At 58.0% G+C, this 16,539-nt stretch carries 16 protein-coding genes; 11 read left to right on the top strand and 5 right to left on the bottom strand.

The genetic code is table 11. The features are described from left to right. Positions 1-22 precede the first annotated feature (22 nt). Positions 23-2,062 carry a HEAT repeat domain-containing protein gene (locus AC5EFR_RS19180; protein ID WP_493577350.1) on the top strand — a complete coding sequence of 680 codons (2,040 nt, stop codon included), beginning with the start codon at positions 23-25 and terminating at the stop codon, positions 2,060-2,062. A gap of 143 nt (positions 2,063-2,205) precedes the next feature. Here the strand turns inward: AC5EFR_RS19180 and AC5EFR_RS19175 are convergent, their stop codons facing one another. Beyond that, on the bottom strand, positions 2,206-2,790 hold the full coding sequence (locus AC5EFR_RS19175) for a 3'-5' exonuclease (protein ID WP_493577349.1): 585 nt from the start codon (positions 2,788-2,790) through the stop codon (positions 2,206-2,208). Between the two features lie 203 nt (positions 2,791-2,993). On the opposite strand from AC5EFR_RS19175, the gene AC5EFR_RS19170 reads away from it, so the two are divergent. Next, complete coding sequence (locus AC5EFR_RS19170; protein WP_493577348.1) at positions 2,994-5,516, top strand: heavy metal translocating P-type ATPase; 2,523 nt, start codon at positions 2,994-2,996, stop codon at positions 5,514-5,516. Beyond that, the gene (cueR, locus tag AC5EFR_RS19165) at positions 5,513-5,905 is read left to right on the top strand and encodes a Cu(I)-responsive transcriptional regulator (protein ID WP_493577347.1); all 393 of its coding nucleotides are present in this window, start codon (positions 5,513-5,515) and stop codon (positions 5,903-5,905) included. Before AC5EFR_RS19170 ends, cueR begins: the two co-directional genes overlap by 4 nt. A 95-nt stretch (positions 5,906-6,000) precedes the next feature. Here cueR and AC5EFR_RS19160 read toward each other — a convergent pair whose 3' ends face one another. Continuing rightward, complete coding sequence (locus AC5EFR_RS19160; protein WP_493577346.1) at positions 6,001-6,429, bottom strand: MarR family winged helix-turn-helix transcriptional regulator; 429 nt, start codon at positions 6,427-6,429, stop codon at positions 6,001-6,003. A gap of 130 nt (positions 6,430-6,559) precedes the next feature. Here AC5EFR_RS19160 and AC5EFR_RS19155 point away from each other — a divergent pair, with 130 nt between their 5' ends. From AC5EFR_RS19155 to speD, 3 genes are all read left to right on the top strand, one after another. Continuing rightward, positions 6,560-7,255: a pirin family protein gene (locus AC5EFR_RS19155; RefSeq protein ID WP_493577345.1), complete on the top strand. Its 696-nt coding sequence runs from the start codon at positions 6,560-6,562 to the stop codon at positions 7,253-7,255. A 10-nt stretch (positions 7,256-7,265) separates the two neighbouring features. Further along, positions 7,266-8,198 (top strand): pirin family protein, encoded by a 933-nt coding sequence (locus AC5EFR_RS19150; protein WP_493577344.1) that lies wholly within the window; start codon positions 7,266-7,268, stop codon positions 8,196-8,198. A gap of 89 nt (positions 8,199-8,287) precedes the next feature. Beyond that, a complete protein-coding gene (speD, locus tag AC5EFR_RS19145) occupies positions 8,288-8,674 on the top strand; it encodes an adenosylmethionine decarboxylase (RefSeq protein WP_493577343.1) in 387 nt (128 codons plus the stop codon). Positions 8,675-8,768: 94 nt separating this feature from the next. On the opposite strand, the gene AC5EFR_RS19140 is transcribed toward speD, so the two are convergent. From AC5EFR_RS19140 to AC5EFR_RS19130, 3 genes are read right to left on the bottom strand one after another with little or no spacing between them, the layout of a single operon-like run. Continuing rightward, positions 8,769-9,791, bottom strand: a complete 1,023-nt coding sequence (locus tag AC5EFR_RS19140; protein ID WP_493577342.1) for an ABC transporter substrate-binding protein — start codon at positions 9,789-9,791, stop codon at positions 8,769-8,771. After that, the gene (locus AC5EFR_RS19135) at positions 9,770-11,134 is read right to left on the bottom strand and encodes a sensor histidine kinase (protein WP_493577341.1); all 1,365 of its coding nucleotides are present in this window, start codon (positions 11,132-11,134) and stop codon (positions 9,770-9,772) included. The genes AC5EFR_RS19140 and AC5EFR_RS19135 overlap by 22 nt, the downstream gene beginning before the upstream one ends. Then, positions 11,131-11,796: a response regulator transcription factor gene (locus tag AC5EFR_RS19130; protein WP_493577340.1), complete on the bottom strand. Its 666-nt coding sequence runs from the start codon at positions 11,794-11,796 to the stop codon at positions 11,131-11,133. Before AC5EFR_RS19130 ends, AC5EFR_RS19135 begins: the two co-directional genes overlap by 4 nt. Before the next feature lie 110 nt (positions 11,797-11,906). On the opposite strand from AC5EFR_RS19130, the gene AC5EFR_RS19125 reads away from it, so the two are divergent. From AC5EFR_RS19125 to AC5EFR_RS19105, 5 genes are read left to right on the top strand one after another with little or no spacing between them, the layout of a single operon-like run. Continuing rightward, complete coding sequence (locus AC5EFR_RS19125) at positions 11,907-12,872, top strand: Bug family tripartite tricarboxylate transporter substrate binding protein (RefSeq protein ID WP_493577339.1); 966 nt, start codon at positions 11,907-11,909, stop codon at positions 12,870-12,872. A gap of 29 nt (positions 12,873-12,901) precedes the next feature. Beyond that, positions 12,902-13,312 (top strand): tripartite tricarboxylate transporter TctB family protein, encoded by a 411-nt coding sequence (locus AC5EFR_RS19120; protein ID WP_493577338.1) that lies wholly within the window; start codon positions 12,902-12,904, stop codon positions 13,310-13,312. An 11-nt stretch (positions 13,313-13,323) separates the two neighbouring features. After that, complete coding sequence (locus AC5EFR_RS19115) at positions 13,324-14,829, top strand: tripartite tricarboxylate transporter permease (RefSeq protein ID WP_493577337.1); 1,506 nt, start codon at positions 13,324-13,326, stop codon at positions 14,827-14,829. Then, positions 14,829-16,178, top strand: coding sequence for an acyclic terpene utilization AtuA family protein (locus tag AC5EFR_RS19110; RefSeq protein WP_493577336.1), 1,350 nt, complete (start codon positions 14,829-14,831; stop codon positions 16,176-16,178). Before AC5EFR_RS19115 ends, AC5EFR_RS19110 begins: the two co-directional genes overlap by 1 nt. Beyond that, positions 16,175-16,474: a DUF4387 family protein gene (locus tag AC5EFR_RS19105; RefSeq protein WP_493577335.1), complete on the top strand. Its 300-nt coding sequence runs from the start codon at positions 16,175-16,177 to the stop codon at positions 16,472-16,474. Before AC5EFR_RS19110 ends, AC5EFR_RS19105 begins: the two co-directional genes overlap by 4 nt. Positions 16,475-16,539: the final 65 nt, after the last annotated feature.

Genomic DNA, 16,539 nt, shown 5'->3' with positions numbered 1-16,539 from the left:
GAGGTCCAAGATGTTGAAACGCATGGTTTTTGAAACTGATGGCTTTGATCCTGCCCCTACGCTTTTGCACCATCTTGAGACTGGAAATGACGTTATTCGCACCGATGCTGTCCGCGCCATGGCCGGGCTGGTTCCCGGTGATGACCGGGTGCGGCGCGCCTTGTTGGCTGCTTTGCGCGACGATGACCCCGATGTACGCTCCGATGCGATGGATGCGCTGAGCGGTTTTGCCCAACCCGAAGATGCGCCCACAATTCGCGAGAGCCTGATTGGTGATCCGGTCCGAGAAATCAAACTAGCGGCGATTGCTTTGCTGGTGCAATTGCAAGATCGCGACGCGATTCCGGTGTTGCACAAATTGGCGCTTGATCGTTGCGAAGATGAAATCGCCTGGGAAGACGGTCTCGGCTTGTGGGATGAATGGTTGGACATCCAAACCGCCTGCATTCGGGCATTGGGTGATTTGCAAGCCACTGACACTGTGCGTGATATTCTAGCGGCACGGGATGATGAATATGGCCAAAACCTTGACCTTCCGGTCTGTGACGCCCTGTCCCAGATGGGGTCCGACGGGATGGTTTGGCTGCTGAGTATCGCCCAAACCGAAACGGGGCTGGCGCGCAAGCGTGTATTGGAAACGCTGGCCCGCATGGACAGTGATGCCTTGGAACCGCATCTTGATTTCCTGCTCAAGGATGACAATTTTGATGTGCGGAAATTGGCTTTGCCGCACATGCCGGTCGATGACCCAAAGCTTGCTGAACTGGCGTTGAATGATCCGCATCACGAGGTGCGTTTGGCGGCCCTTTTACGCGGCGCGGCGGCATTGCCGGACATCGCTGTGGCCGGGGTGTCAGATACATCACCCGCCGTGCAAGCTGCGGCTCTCGACCATTTGACCACCCCAGTTGATGACACGTTGATGGAGGCGTTGGAACCAAATCTTCAGGCATGGCTTGTGACCGATGACGGGGTGCTGTCCACCGCCGTGGCGCGCAACTGGCTGCGCTTGGGAATGGAGAGCACCGATCCCTTGGAGATGTTGATCCGCAATCCGGCCCGCCCGCTTGGTGCGCGTTTGGCAGCGGTGGATTCGCTTGCTGGACTTGAGGATGTGGCGGCCACCGACCGTCTGATCGCAATGTTGCCCAACCCCGCGCAACAGGTGCGTACCAAGATTTTGACCCATCTGCTCACCCGCGCCGCAACGGGGGACAGCGCGGCGCTGGATGCTCTTTCGGCAGCGGCCGAAGGGCTATTGTTGAGCCAAGACCTTCCCGGTGAGCTGGAAAAAACCGAAGCACTGCGCCTACATGTCACCAAAGACGGCGAGATTGCCGAAGTCTCCAAAGCACCCGAAACGCATGGTAATATGTCGACACTAGAGGCGATCCAAATCAATCGTACCGCCCCCAAAGAACGCAAGGGAAAAGGCAAGAAAACCCGCAAGCGGCAACCCATCGAAGGGCCCGCGGATGTGGCGCATGACCTATCCCGTCAGGCGCTGGGGCTTATCGGGCAATTGTCTGGCGACCAGATCGGCGAGGCGATCCGCGTCATGATGGGCAACGGTCATGACGACCTGCGCCTTGGGGCGTATCGGGCGGTGGAGGCGCGTGCCGCGCAAGGGGTGCTCAGCCAAGAGGATACCGCCCGCATTGCCACCGGGATGATGGATCGCACCCAGATCATTCGCAGCATTGCCGCCCATTTGGCCGGGGGCATTCCTGAACTTCACCAGCAATTATCGGCCCTGATGTCCGATCCGGATGCCTTGGTACGGGTCGCGGCGGTCCCTGCGATTTCAGACCCGGCCGTTCTCTTCGATTGCCTCAACGACCCGGATACACGCGTGCGTCAGGCCGCGTTTGAGCGCCTATTGCAAGGGGGGGAATATGGCAATGCGGCTTTGCTATCGCAACTGATGGCCGTCGAAGCCATTGGTGTCATTGGATATGGTGGCGGGCAATCGGCCTCTTTCTTACGAGAAGTTCTTGCCCGATTGGGTCAAGACGACCTACCTGCAAAAGATGTACATGTCCTGCTGATGTCTTTGGCCTGATCCCAACGATGATCTTCGGCCTATTGTTCGGATGATGCGTGACTCTGGTGACGGCGGTGCCCTTGTCAAATCGGGTGGACGAAACCGGATTGTCATGCAGATTTCAAATCGGGCATTTCGGCTTTACTGGAATGTGCACTTGACTAGAGCGGCAAAGATAGCTGTGCCTTTTTCCGCGTTTGCGCAATGGCTTCAAAGGGTTGGCCAAGCCTCTCTTCGGCAAGCAATACAACTTCGGCTGAGGCCCGCGCATCCTCTCCGGCGTCGTGGTGGCTGAACTCAAGGTCAAGCGCGGTCTTTAAATGGCCAAGCCCATGTCCGCCGTTTCCTTTAAATTCAGGCCAGGCGGTTCGCGCAATCCGCACACTATCGCTCCAACTGAGGTCTGGACTAGGCATTCGATATTGGCGACAGGAGGCGGCAATCGCTTTGCTGTCGAATTTGCTATGCTGGACAAGGTGATAAGGCGTTAGGAAAGGTAATAAAACCGTCCAAATCTGTGGAAATGTCGGGGCTCCGGCGACGGTTTCGGGGTCAATGCCATGCAGTTGGACGTTGAACGCATCAAAGCGTGTTTCAGGGTCAACATAGGTAACATAGCTGTGCACTTGATTGCTATGATCCACACAGGCCAACCCGATCTGACAAATGCTGGCGGCTTGGCCACAGGCGGTTTCGACATCCAAGGCAATGAACCGAAAAGGGCCAGAGGGCAGGGGGGCGATCATGAGCGGGTCTTTCTGTATCTGCGCCTAGCCATATCACAGAGTGGCGAAAAAGCAGCCCGTTGAGTGACCAAAACCACAACAGCACAGCTCAGATCAAAACCCCGTTGCGCACGCGGCGTTTTGACACTTGACCTTCCTGTCACTGGAAGCCCTACCTTCCAGTCAAAGGAAGCCCATATTCGGGCTATAGTCCAAGGTGCATCATGACCAAATCACTCACAATCACCCTGCCGGTGTCCGGCATGTCCTGCGCCTCATGTGCGGGTCGGGTCGAACGCGTCTTGTCGACGTCTGACGGCGTGACCACCGCCTCGGTCAACCTTGCCTCTCAAAACGTGTATGTGACGTATCAGGCCCCTGCGGACCTTGCGGCCTTGACCAAAACGCTGGACACCGCCGGATACCCCGTCCGTTTGCCCGAAACCACTCTGGCGATTTCGTCCATGTCCTGCGCCTCATGCTCGGGGCGGGTGGCGCGCGGGCTCAGCTCGGCACCGGGCGTGGTGGATGCGCATGTTAATCTGGCGACGGAAACCGCGACGGTGCGTTTTGTTCCCGGTGCAACAAGTCCAACAGAACTGGCCAAACAGGTCACTGACATGGGCTACCCGGCAGAGGTCAAATCCGATGAGATGCCCGATGTTAGCGACGGTGCTAAAGACGGCATCGCGCGGTTGGCGCAGCTCACACTGATCGCGGCGCTTTTGGCCTTGCCGGTCTTTGTGATCGAAATGGGCGGCCACATGGTTCCGGCGATGCATCACTGGATCAATCAAACCATCGGTGCGCAAACCAGCCGTTTGATCCAGTTTGCCTTAACAAGCGCCGTTCTCTTTGGCCCCGGTTTGGGCTTTTACCGCACCGGTCTTCCGCAATTGCTCAAAGGAACGCCCGACATGAATTCCCTGGTCGCGCTGGGAACGGCGGCGGCCTATGGGTTTTCTGTGCTGGCAACCTTCGCGCCGGGTCTTCTCCCGGCGGGGGCCAATCATGTCTATTTCGAAGCGGCTGCCGTGATTGTGGTTTTGATCCTATTGGGCCGGTGGCTCGAAGCCCGCGCCAAGGGGCGCACTGGCGCGGCGATCCGCAAACTTATCGGCTTGCGGGCGAAAACGGCGCGGGTATCGCGCGGTGCCACCGTTATTGAATTGCCAATCGACGAGATTGTCGTTGGCGACGAAATCCACACCCGTCCGGGCGAAAAAATTGCCACCGATGGCAGGGTTTTGAACGGTGCCTCCTTTGTCGATGAAAGCATGATCAGCGGCGAAGCCATCCCGGTTGAAAAGACCGCTGGTGACAAACTTGTCGGCGGAACAATCAACGGCACGGGTGCGTTGGTTTTTGAGGCCACCGAGGTCGGCAAGGACACCATGCTGGCGCAGATCATATCCATGGTCGAACAGGCGCAGGGGACCAAGCTTCCGATTCAGGGCGCGGTGGATCGCATCACCATGTGGTTTGTACCAGCGGTCATGGCGGCGGCGGTTGCAACCGTTTTGGTGTGGCTCGTTTTCGGCCCATCCCCGGCGCTAAGCCACGCTCTGGTTGCCGGGGTTGCGGTTTTGATCATCGCCTGCCCCTGCGCCATGGGTCTGGCAACGCCAACCTCGATCATGGTCGGAACCGGGCGTGCCGCCGAAATGGGGGTGTTGTTTCGCAAAGGCGATGCGCTGCAATCCTTGCAAGAGGTGACAACCGTGGCTTTTGACAAGACCGGTACCCTGACCGCAGGCCGACCCGAACTTGTCCAAATCACGCCTGCGCCGGGGTTTGACGCCGAACGTGTCTTGGCGTTGACGGCCTCGGTCGAAACACTGTCCGAACATCCCATCGCCGGGGCAATCACCCGCGCCGCTCATGCGCAATCTCTGCCCATGTTCGAGGTGTCCGAGTTTATCTCAGAGACTGGATACGGCGTGTCTGCTCGCGTTGATGGCCATCATGTTTTAATCGGGGCGGATCGGTTTTTGCAAAACAAAGGCATAGAGTTGGGCGCGCTTCGGGATGAGGCAACCACGCTTGGCCAGCAAGGGCAAAGCCCGCTTTTCGCGGCCGTTGATGGTGCGGTCGCCGCTCTTTTTGCTGTGGCTGACCCAATCAAACCAAGCACACCGCAGGCGATCCAAACCTTGCAAGCTTTGGGGCTTCGCGTCGCGATGATCACCGGTGACAATCAGGGGACTGCCGATGCGATCGCCGCCGATCTTGGGATTGACACCGTGGTGGCCGAGGTGCGGCCGGATGGTAAAATTGAGGCGCTTAACGGGCTGCGCAAACACGGTAAATTGGCCTTTGTCGGGGATGGCATCAATGATGCCCCGGCCTTGGCCAGTGCGGACATCGGCATAGCTATCGGCACCGGCACCGACATCGCGATCGAGGCCGCTGATGTGGTTTTGATCTCGGGTGATCTGTCGGGGGTGGTCAATGCCTTTGATCTGTCGGCGCGGGTCATGCGCAACATCCGGCAAAACCTGTTCTGGGCCTTTGGATACAACACCGTGTTGATCCCCGTGGCCGCCGGGGCGTTGTACCCGGCCTTTGGGCTTATGTTGTCGCCGGTCTTGGCGGCTGGGGCGATGGCGCTTAGCTCGGTCTTTGTGCTGTCCAACGCTCTGCGCCTGCGCTGGGTTCCCTCCGCGACATCGGATCGCAGCGTTCCCAAAGGTGAACTGACCCCTTTGCCGCCCACGGGTGGTGCCAAGACGGAGGCGCAGGTATGACGCTAACAATCGGAGAGGTCGCCAAGCGCATTGGCCTGCCCGCCAAAACCATTCGCTACTACGAAGACATCGGCTTGGTTGATCCGCTGCGAGATAGCAATGGCTACCGGGTGTTTCGCGATAGCGATTTGCACAAGCTGACCTTTCTGGGTCGGGCGCGGGCCTTGGGCTTCACGATTAGCGATTGCCGCACGCTTCTGGCGCTATACGAAGACGAAACCCGCGCCAGTGCAGATGTCAAAGCGGTTGCTCAAAAACATTTGGACGAGATCGAGGCCAAGATCACCGACCTGCAAGCCATGCACGCCACCCTAAGTCATTTGGCAAAAGAATGCTCAGGCGATGGCCGCCCCGATTGCCCAATTTTGAACGGGTTAAGCGGCGATTGATCCCTACAAAGGGCGCTGTTTTGAACGGTCTTGGTTCGCGACAAGGTGACAAAGGCGTGGTTGCTCGGCCCGATGGCGTAACAGAGAAAGACCGCTCATTCCGCCAATGCCGATTGTAGGAGCGCCCGTAATACTGCCCGTTGTGGGGCGGACAACCCACTCAATAAACGTATTTCGACTTGCGTCACAAGGGTTTGCCCTTCGCGTAGCCGTTCCTCCCCTTTTGGGAGCAAGTACAATGCCTTGCTGCGCCGATCCGCGGGCATATCACGCCGCTCGATCAACCCATGGGCAACCATACGATCCACCATCCGACCGAAGGTGCTAACGTCAAAGCCCAAACGCGCTGCACAGGCCTTTTGACTATGTCCCGGTTCCACCGAAATTCGGATAAGGGTCGAGAATTCTCTGAGCGGCAAGTCAATATCACATAACGCGGCACCTGTTTCACTTTCGAACCGACGGGCCAAATGATGGAGCAGGCTTCCCATCGGGAGTTGGGCCTTGGATGCGGCTTTGGCCATTGTTTTGAACCCTCTGCATTTTCGCACGCTTTTGGCGCAAACATGATCAATTGATATAATATCACTTGATACTAACTTGGAGCGGAGACAAGATCAATAAAAGGGGCAGACGCGCCTCGGGAGAAATCACATGTTTCAGATTAGATATGCCAATGACCGGGGGCATGCCGATTTTGGCTGGCTCAAAAGCCGTCACAGCTTTTCCTTTGGTCAATACTATGACCGAAATCACATGGGGTTTGGCCCATTGCGCGTGATAAACGACGACCGGGTTGCCGCCGCGCGTGGCTTTGACACGCATCCACATGACAATATGGAAATCCTCACCTGGGTTGTGTCCGGCGCGCTGGAGCATCGCGATTCAATGGGGGAAAGTTCGATCATTCGCCCCGGTGATTTGCAACGGATGAGCGCCGGAACCGGGGTCACCCATAGCGAATTTAACGCATCTCAGACCGATCCGGTGCATTTCTTGCAAATCTGGATTTCGCCCGAGGCACAAGGTCTAAAACCTAGCTATGAACAGCGTCATTTTGATGATCTCGACGGGCAATTGCGCCTCATCGCGGCGCGGAATGGGCGGGACGGCGCTTTGACGGTCCATCGAGATGTTGACCTCTATGCCGGTCAACTCGGCGCTGGGCAAAACGTACAGCTACCGCTGCGCGATGGGCGGGGCATGTGGCTTCAGATGATCTCGGGCAAGGTGACCGCCCATGGTCAGAATTTAACGACAGGCGACGGGCTGGCATTAATACAAGAGCCGGAGTTGACCCTATCCGCCGATGAGGACGCGGCCTTCCTCCTCTTTGACCTCGCCGCGTAGGAGACGACACATGAGCTGGAACCCCGCAATTGAACCCCATCACCCCGATGCTGGTCAGGTGGACGACATCGAAACCCTCATCATTCCCCGTGCGCGTGACTTGGGCGGGTTTGAGGTCCGTCGTGCGCTGCCTTCGGCCCGTCGTCAAATGGTTGGCCCCTTTATCTTTTTTGATCAAATGGGCCCCGCCGAATTCATCACCGAGGGCGGTATCGACGTGCGCCCGCACCCCCATATCGGCATTTCGACGGTTACCTATCTTTACCAAGGTGAGTTCGAACATCGCGACAGCACCGGCGCGCATCAGATGATCTATCCCGGCGAGGTCAATCTGATGACGGCGGGGCGCGGCGTCACCCATTCGGAACGCACAAGTGCCGCCACCCGCAACACCCGCCATTCGCTGTTTGGCATTCAAACTTGGATCGCTCTTCCCGATGAACACGAAGACACCGACGCGGCGTTTGAACACCATGGAAAAGACGCGCTGCCCTTTCTGGAAGGGGAGGGCAAAGAGGTGCGTTTGATCCTTGGCAATGCGTGGGGTGAAAAGGCCCCCGCGCGCAGCTATTCCGAGATGTTTTATGCCGATGCAACGCTGTTGCCCGGCGCGAAACTTCCGCTTCCGGAGGATCACGAAGATCGCGGGATTTACGTGACCCAAGGGGCCATTTCCGTGGCGGGGCAACGGTTTGAGGCCGGGCAAATGATGGTTTTTCGCCCCGGTGACGCCATCACGGTCACCGCCGGAGATCAGGGCGCGCGGCTCATGCTGCTTGGCGGTGCGACGCTCAATGGCCCGCGCCACATTTGGTGGAATTTCGTTGCCTCAAGTCAAGAGCGCATCGAAGAGGCAAAACAGGCGTGGGCCAAGGGGGATTGGCAAGACAGCCGCTTTCACCTGCCCCCCGGCGATGATCAAGAGTTCATCCCGCTGCCCTAAAGTCTGGAAAGCCTGTCTTGTTTTCCGGGCATTGGCTCCATAGCGTTGAAAGGGCGGGGTTGTCCCGCCCTTTTGCGTCGAGGCACAAAGTGACCCAAATCCCTGCCGCCCCCACGTTGGGCCATCACATGTTGGTCGATTTCTGGGGGGCCAATTATCTCCAAGATCCCGCGCCGGTCCAAACCGTTCTTCATCGCGCCGCCACGGCTGCGGGGGCGGTGGTGCTTGACATCAATCTTCATGATTTTGGCGATCGGGCCGGGTTTACCGGCGTTGCGCTTTTGGCGGAATCCCATATTTCAATCCACACATGGCCCGAACACGGTTTTGCCGCCATCGACATTTTCATGTGTGGCGACTGTGATCCCGAGGCCAGCCTTGCGGTTCTGCGCAGCTATTTCGCCCCAACCTCGGAAAACGTCCAATCCTGCCACCGTGGCCAAATGCGCCCCGCGCCCCAAAAATATCCCGCCTAAATCACAACCACAGGCCCCACAGCTTCTTCTTTCCCCAAAATTTCCGGGGTAAATTGCCGCTTGCGGCAAGAGGGCTAGCCCCTCCCGCATCAACCTATCTCTGCTCTAGGGAACTCTCCCAGTTGCGCAGGAAACTGGCGCGCTTTAGTTGATCCAAAAACACCAAAAGCCCCGGTCCAAACCGAATGGGACGCAGCGCAGTGTTGGATTGAAACGAGGCACTGTCGATGGCGGGCAACCCGGTGGCCGCGATCAGATCAGGGCGCTGGTTGTAGCTGAGCAGGAAATCTATCATCGCCCGTGCGCCGTCGTGGTTTTGAACCGTTGCCGGGATCAAAGCCGTGCGCGACATGACATTGGTGAAATCGCTCATTTCCACAATGTGGAACCCCGGCATATCGACCGCCTGAGCCTCCGCATAGCTCCCCAGCACGTTATACGCCAAGGCGAGCCGCCCCTCGGCCACATCGCGGATCATGTCGCTCGAACAACAATAAAGCCGTGCATTCAAACGCCCCATCACTTCCATCAGACGCCAAAACGCCTCGGAATTGCGGCTGTCTTGGGTGGCCATCAAGTATCCAAACCCGGATCGACGTACATCATAGGTGCCGATTTTGCCATCAAACCGCTCTGGGCTGCCTCGCAGCATCGCAATAAGGTCGTCGCGGTTGCGTGGGGCCTCGCCTTTGCCAAAAAACGCGTCCGACACCACCAAAACAGCCGGCTCTTGGGTAAAGGCAAACAGCTGATCGCGCCATGTCGCCCAATCCGGAAGGTCAAGAACCGTCGGTTTGTAAGGCACCGCATAGCCGTCATTGGCCAGCTTGGTTTGCAAATCCATCGCCGATGAAATTGCCACGTCAAACCCCGCGCCCTCTTCATAGATTGCTTGCATCACATCCGATGTTCCAGTGACGGTATAATCAATGCTGACACCCGGATAGGCGGTTTGAAAGGCCTGTAACACCGGCTCAAACACCGCTAAATCCGCGGTGGAAATCACCCGCAAAACCGATGTTTCAGGCTCCGCATGATAAAACCGTTGATCCTCGATTTCAAAGGCCTGAACCGCGGTGGCAATCAGGGCCGCGGTTAGAAAACCAATGATACGCATGCGCCGCCTCCTTCTTGGTTTTCCGCAATCTCAAGCCGTCCGCCATGCACCCTCGCCACCTCATCGGCGATGGTCAACCCAAGGCCGGAACCGACCACATCGCCAACATTGCCGCCGCGTGTGTAGCGCTTGGTGATGTGCTCTGGATCGGCCCCGCCAAAGCCGCGCCCCTGATCCCGGATCGTCAGGCGAATGTCATCGCTTTGGGTCAGTTCAACCGAAATGTCGCTTTCGATCGGTGAATATTTGATCGCATTATCAAGGATGTTCTGCATCGCGGCCTGTAACAAAATCCCGTCGCCCTGCAGTGTGACAGGCACATCAGGCACGTCGCGCGTCACCGAAATATCCTTAAGGTCCGCGGTCGGCCCCAAACGGTCACAGGTTTCGGTGACCAGCGCGCACAGGTCTAAAACATCGCGCGCCAGACTATCGGCGCGAAAAGTCACCATCGCGTGGTCAAGCATCTGCCCCGCCGAGCGCGAGCTTTCGTCGATGGCGCGGATCATCTCGCGGATCGCTTGTTTGTGCTCTGGTTTGTTAAGCTTTCGGTGCGTGATTTCCGCCTGTGCGCGCACCGTGGCCAGTGGCGTGCGCACCCGGTGCGCGGCTTCGGTGATGAAATCTTCGGTCCGTGAAAGCGACGCGCGCAACCGCCCCATGAATGAATTCAACGCTTCGACCAATGGCACCAATTCTTCGGGGGTTTGTGCCCGCACCGGGCGCAAATCACCCGGGCCGCGCCGGGTCATCGACCCGGTCATCCGGCTGATCGGGGCAAGGGCGGAATTGGCGGCCCAAAGGCTAAGTGCCGTTGCTAAAAGCAAAAATACAATGCCAACGCCTGTTGCGGTTAAGGTGATTTGCCGTGAAATCGCCTCAAGCCCAAGCCGAGTTTGTGCCACCGTGATGACGGCTGTTGTGGCATTCGCGGCGGGGCCAACGCGGCGCGACACCGAAACCAATCGGACCGTCTCACCGCGATAGGTCAGTGTCGTCAGCACCCGCGCACCCAGCATCGGCACCAAATCAGGAAGGGGCAAATCCTCATACCCGGTGAGGGTCTCAGCGGCGACGCTGACCCGATAAAACACCCGATCTTGGTTAATGGTGCCGAGCATCGACAGCGCCGAATAAGGAAGATCCAACGTCACTCCCTCTCCCTCGCTGCGCAGGCTGTCGGCGATGGCGGTGGCTGAGGCGGTCAAAATATCGTCCTGCGTGCCCTCGGCGGCGCGTTCCGCCACGCCGCGCACCACCAAAATGAACACCAGCGACAAAATCGCCGCCACTCCGGCAAGCTGGAAAAACAACCGTCTGCGGATCGAACCGTGCGCCGTCACGCGGGCACCATCCGATACCCCAATCCGCGCACGGTTTCGATTCTCGTTCCCGATCCTTCAAGCCGTTTACGCAGCCGTCCGACATAGACCTCGATCGCGTTTTCAGAGGCCTCATCCGAGAGCGAAAACAGCCGATCCATCAGGTGCGATTTGGCAAAAACCTGTCCGGGGGCGTTGAAAAACACCTCGAGCAACCGCAACTCTCGGTTGCGTAGGGCAATCACCTTGGTGCCGAATCGCAACTCGGCACTGGCCGAATCAAGCACCGTCCCTTCAAAGGTCTTTTGGTTGTCAGCGGCCCCGCCCTGACGTCGCAAAACCGCCCGGCACCGCGCCTCAAGCTCGGAGAAATCGAAGGGTTTGGTGATATAATCATCCGCCCCAAGGTCGAGCAATCCAACCCGATCCGACACCGCAGAGCGCGCCGTGACTACGATCACCGGCACCCGTTCCTTGGCCTGACGGTGGCGTTCTAAAAACGTGCGCCCATCGCCATCTGGCAACATAATATCCAGCAATATCAAATCAAAAGACGCCACCGCCATCAAATCATCCGCCGCCTCAAGCGTGTCAGCATGATCCACCGCATGACCGTCTAGCTGCAAACGCTCGACGATGTTGGCCGCCAGCTGCATGTTGTCTTCGATCAGCAGAAATCGCATTTGGGGGCCTTTTTCGTCGTGATCTGAGAATATGACAGGTTGATGTCAGGTTCACAGGATTTCTTCAAAGCATGGGCGGTGAAAACCGCCATGTCAAACGGGAGGAAACCATGACAAAACGTCTTTTTAAGGCGCTGATGACCAGTGCGGTCCTGACAGCAACTGCAACCACAGCTTTTGCAGCTGAGTGCATCGCGCCTGCTAACCCCGGCGGTGGCTGGGATTTCACATGCCGTCAAATCGGCAAAATCATGCATGACATCGGTGCCGTCGACAAACCTGTTCAGGTCACCAATATGGCCGGTGCCGGTGGTGGTCTTGCCTTCAACCATGTTGTGTCTGAGCGTGCCGATGATGCCGATCTGATCGTGGCTGCCTCTTCCGCGACCTCGACCCGTCTGGCCCAAAACGCCTATGCTGGCATGACCGCCGATCAGGTGCGTTTTGTGGGTGCCATTGGTGCCGATCCCGGCGTGATCGTTGTGGCTGCCGATAGCCCCTACCAGTCGCTGACCGATCTGGTTGACGCGATCAAAGCCGAGCCGGGCAAAATCGCCTTTGCCGGTGGTTCCGCCGTTGGTGGCTTTGACCACATCAAACCTTTGATGGTTCTCCAGCGCGCTGGCGTGACCGACGTCAAAGCGATCAAATACATCGGTGTTGACGGTGGCGCGGATGCGATCACCCAAACCGTGGGTGGTTTCACCGCGGCAATGACTGGCGATATGTCTGAAATCGTTGGCTTCCTCAAATCCGGTGACGTGCGCGCCATCGCGGTTCTGACCGAAGAGCGTGTGCCCGGTTTCGAAGATATCCCAACCGCCAAAGAGCAAGGTTTGGACGTTGTCGCCGTGAACTGGCGTGGTCTCTATGTGCCAAAAGACATCTCGGATGATGACTTCAATATGTGGGCCGAGCGTCTGCAAAAAGTGGCCGATTCCGCCGAGTGGCAAGAAGCCATGGCCGCCAATGGCCTTGCGCCCTTCACCAAAGTTGGTGGGGATTTCCAATCTTACGTTGACGGTGTTGTCGAAGAAATTCGCACCCTGTCCAAAGAGATCGGGGTGATCCAGTAATGGCCTCTGACCGCATCTTCGGAGCGGTCGTGACACTGATTGCACTGGCGTATATCGCCAGTGCAACACAGATCCAGACCAGCTTCATGGCCGACCCGGTTGGCCCGAAAACCTTTCCGATCCTCGTGGGCGCAGTGGCCGCCATTTGCGGGATCATCATGTGCCTCAAACCTGACGAAGACCCAGAATGGCCAGAACTGGCAACGCTCGGATCGCTTTTGATCGCCGTTGTTGTGTTGATTGGCTATGCCTATGCGCTCAAACCTTTGGGGTTTATCCTTCCGACCGCGGTGACCGCCGCGATCCTGAGTTATCAGATCAACCCGCGCCCGGCTCATGCCGCGATGGCCGGGGTTGGCCTTTCGCTAGGCCTGTTCGTGATCTTCAAATTCGCACTTGGTCTTAGTCTGTTTGGCTTGCCCAAGTTCGTGACTGGCTAGGGGCCAAAACCATGGAATTGCTATCTAATCTGGCGATCGGTTTCGACATCGCCCTGTCTCCCTTTACCCTGATGTTGGCCGTTTTCGGCTGTTTCATCGGCACAATTATCGGCGCGTTGCCGGGCCTTGGCCCCTCTAACGGCGTCGCCATTCTGATCCCGCTGACCTTTTCGATGGGGCTTGATGCCACCTCGGCCCTCGTCCTCATGACGGCTGTTTATTACGGCGCGATGTATGGCGGGCGGATCAGCTCGATCTTGCTCAACATCCCCGGTGATGAACCGGCGCTGATGACCACGCTGGATGGCTATCCAATGGCCAAACAAGGCCGCGCCGGTGATGCGCTGGTGATCTCGGGTGTGGCGTCTTTTGTCGGTGCCTTTCTGTCGACCATCGGCTTGATGCTTCTGGCGCCGATCTTGGCGGGCATCGCCTTTCTCTTTGGGCCTGCTGAATATTTCGCGCTCTACTTACTGGCCTTTGCCACGCTGGGCGGCATCGGATCGAACAACCAAGCCAAGGCGGCGATTGCCTCTTGTATCGGTCTTGGCATTGCGATGATCGGCGTTGACAACAACTCCGGCATGCCGCGTCTGACCGGGGGCAATCTGCACCTGTATGACGGCATCGACTTCCTTGTTGCCATCGTCGGATTGTTCGCCATCGCCGAAGTCTTCTTCTTCATCGAAAGCCACGGCAAGAACACCTCAATCGGTGTGAAGCTTGAAAAAGTCACCATTCCGGTCAAGGACATCATCGGCTCCTCTGTCACTATGGTCCGCGCCTCGGTTGTCGGTTTTGTCGCCGGTGTTTTGCCGGGGGCAGGGGCCTCGCTTGGCTCTTTCCTCGCCTATATGTCCGAGAAATCCATCGCCGGTGAAAAGGGTGGTTTCGGCACTGGGGTCGCCAAAGGCGTCGCCGCGCCCGAGGCCGGGAATAACGCCGCCGCCGGTGGCGCGCTGGTGCCGATGTTGACGCTGGGTGTGCCCGGCTCTGGCACCACGGCCGTTCTGCTTGCGCTGTTGATGACGCTCAATATCACGCCGGGGCCGACCCTGTTCACCGACCGTCCCGAAGTCGTTTGGGGCCTCATCGCCTCGCTCCTGATCGCGAACTTTGTGCTGCTGTTGATGAACGTGCCGATGGTCAAAATCTTCGTCAAAATCCTGATGGTTCCGCCATGGGTCTTGCTTCCGGGGGTCACAATGGTGTCCTTCGTCGGCATCTACTCTCTCTCAGGAAGCTACTTTGACTTGGTGTTGATGGTCGCCTTTGGCTTGCTCGGCTGGATACTGCGCAAACTCGACGTGCCCACCGTGCCGATCATCCTTGGCATCCTGCTCGGCGGCAACATGGAAGACGCCCTGCGCCGCGCCATGGTTCTGTCGGACGGGGATTGGACCTATCTGTTCAGCTCTGGCATCTCAATCGGGTTGTGGACTGTTGCTGTGCTTGGCTTTGTTGCGCCAATGTTCCTGCGCCGTTTCCTCACCAAACCACAAAGGGTCTCTGACTGATGGTCAAAGTTCTCATCCCCTCTGGGGCGCTTGGCCTAGGCTATGACCGCGCGGCACTGTCGCGCGGGATTGCTGCCAAACCTGACATCATCGCCATTGATGGGGGGTCCACGGATAGTGGGCCCCATTACCTAGGTACGGGCACCTCGAAATATTCGCGCAATTCGACCCGCGCCGAATGGGCCGAATTGATGGAGGCCCGCGCCCAAGCCGGTGTGCCACTTATCATCGGCACCGCTGGCACCTGCGGGGCGGATTCAGCCGTCGATTGGCTCGTCGACATCACCCGTGAAATCGCCGCCGACCGGGGTGAAAAGCTCAACCTCGCCGTGCTCAAAAGCGGCCAATCCGCCGACATGTTGGTCGAGGCGCTCGAAAAGGGCCGCATCTCCGATCTCCCTGCTGCGCCAGAGATCAGCGCCGACATCCTGCGCAACTGCACCAATATTGTCGCCCTCGCCGGGGCTGAACAGATCCAAGCGGCGCTCGACACCGGGGCCGATATTGTCATCGCCGGGCGCACCACCGACACCGCAATCATCTCGGCGCTCCCACTTGCGCGCGGCTGTCACGCCGGGGGCGCATGGCATGGGGCCAAGATCGGCGAATGTGGGGCGCTGGCCACCACCAGCCCGAATTCCGGCACCATCCTGATCGACTTTGACGCCGACGGTTTTACCATGACACCCATGGGCGACGAGGCCCGCGCCACGCCGCACACGGTCTCAGCCCACATGCTCTACGAAAACTCTGACCCCTATATATTGTACGAACCCGGCGGGCATCTGGATGTGCGCGGTGCCACCTATACCGCCCTTGATGATCGCTCTGTGCGCGTCACCGGAAGCACATGGGTCCCCTCTGACACCTATACTGTCAAACTCGAAGGGGCCCGTCAGGCCGGTTTCCAAACTGTCTCGCTCGCCCTTGTCCGTGATGCCCGCTATGTTGAACACATCAACGCTTGGTGTGACGATATCGTCGACAAATGCACCGCCAAAGCGCATGCTCGTGTCGGCGGCGAGTTCAACATCGAATTGCGGGTGATCGGCCAAAACGCCACGCTCGGCGCGCTCGACACCCACGCGGTCAATGGCACCGAATTGGGCGTCATGGGCATTGTCACCGCCGAAACCGAGACGCTCAGCCGCGAAGTTGCCAAGATGCTCAACCCCTATCTCTTGCACCATCCGCTGACCGAACAAGAGGAAATGCCAACCTTCGCTTTTCCCTTTTCACCGCCCGAAATGCCGCGCGGGGCGATCCACGAATTCTGTCTCAACCACGTGCTTGAACTCGACGATCCGATGCAAGCTTTCCGCCTGACAATCGAGGAGATCGGCGCATGACCCGGCTTGCTGACATCGTTCCCAAAATCCGCTCCAAGAACGCGGGACCCTTTTGGCTGACCATCGACATCTTCTGCGGTAGCGCTAACGTGTTTGATCACGTCAGCGCTGCAATTCGTAGCGAAAAGGTTGCCGAACTGTTTCAAATGCAACAGGACCAGTTGAAACGTTTTGACATCTCTGACCTTCATGTCGTCAAATTCAGTCTGCCGCGCCCTCAGGTGCAAGGGGTTCAGGCTGACCGTGATATGCATGGGGCGTCGTTTGCTAACCTATTGGCCGAATTGGACATCTGACACAAAGTCGTTAGACCGTCATTTTGACAAAACTACCAGACTAACATATCAGTTCCCCTGCGCTT

Source organism: Pelagimonas sp., from assembly GCF_058892305.1.
This window is presented reverse-complemented; position numbering and strand designations above follow the sequence as displayed.

Coding starts and splice junctions, on each gene's coding strand:
- cueR (WP_493577347.1), top strand. CDS start 5,513: ATGACGCTAACAATCGGAGAGGTCGCCAAGCGCATTGGCCTGCCCGCC.
- AC5EFR_RS19105 (WP_493577335.1), top strand. CDS start 16,175: ATGACCCGGCTTGCTGACATCGTTCCCAAAATCCGCTCCAAGAACGCG.
- AC5EFR_RS19150 (WP_493577344.1), top strand. CDS start 7,266: ATGAGCTGGAACCCCGCAATTGAACCCCATCACCCCGATGCTGGTCAG.
- AC5EFR_RS19170 (WP_493577348.1), top strand. CDS start 2,994: ATGACCAAATCACTCACAATCACCCTGCCGGTGTCCGGCATGTCCTGC.
- AC5EFR_RS19115 (WP_493577337.1), top strand. CDS start 13,324: ATGGAATTGCTATCTAATCTGGCGATCGGTTTCGACATCGCCCTGTCT.
- AC5EFR_RS19140 (WP_493577342.1), bottom strand. CDS start 9,791: ATGCGTATCATTGGTTTTCTAACCGCGGCCCTGATTGCCACCGCGGTT.
- AC5EFR_RS19110 (WP_493577336.1), top strand. CDS start 14,829: ATGGTCAAAGTTCTCATCCCCTCTGGGGCGCTTGGCCTAGGCTATGAC.
- AC5EFR_RS19155 (WP_493577345.1), top strand. CDS start 6,560: ATGTTTCAGATTAGATATGCCAATGACCGGGGGCATGCCGATTTTGGC.
- AC5EFR_RS19130 (WP_493577340.1), bottom strand. CDS start 11,796: ATGCGATTTCTGCTGATCGAAGACAACATGCAGCTGGCGGCCAACATC.
- AC5EFR_RS19180 (WP_493577350.1), top strand. CDS start 23: ATGGTTTTTGAAACTGATGGCTTTGATCCTGCCCCTACGCTTTTGCAC.
- AC5EFR_RS19160 (WP_493577346.1), bottom strand. CDS start 6,429: ATGGCCAAAGCCGCATCCAAGGCCCAACTCCCGATGGGAAGCCTGCTC.
- AC5EFR_RS19125 (WP_493577339.1), top strand. CDS start 11,907: ATGACAAAACGTCTTTTTAAGGCGCTGATGACCAGTGCGGTCCTGACA.
- AC5EFR_RS19175 (WP_493577349.1), bottom strand. CDS start 2,790: ATGATCGCCCCCCTGCCCTCTGGCCCTTTTCGGTTCATTGCCTTGGAT.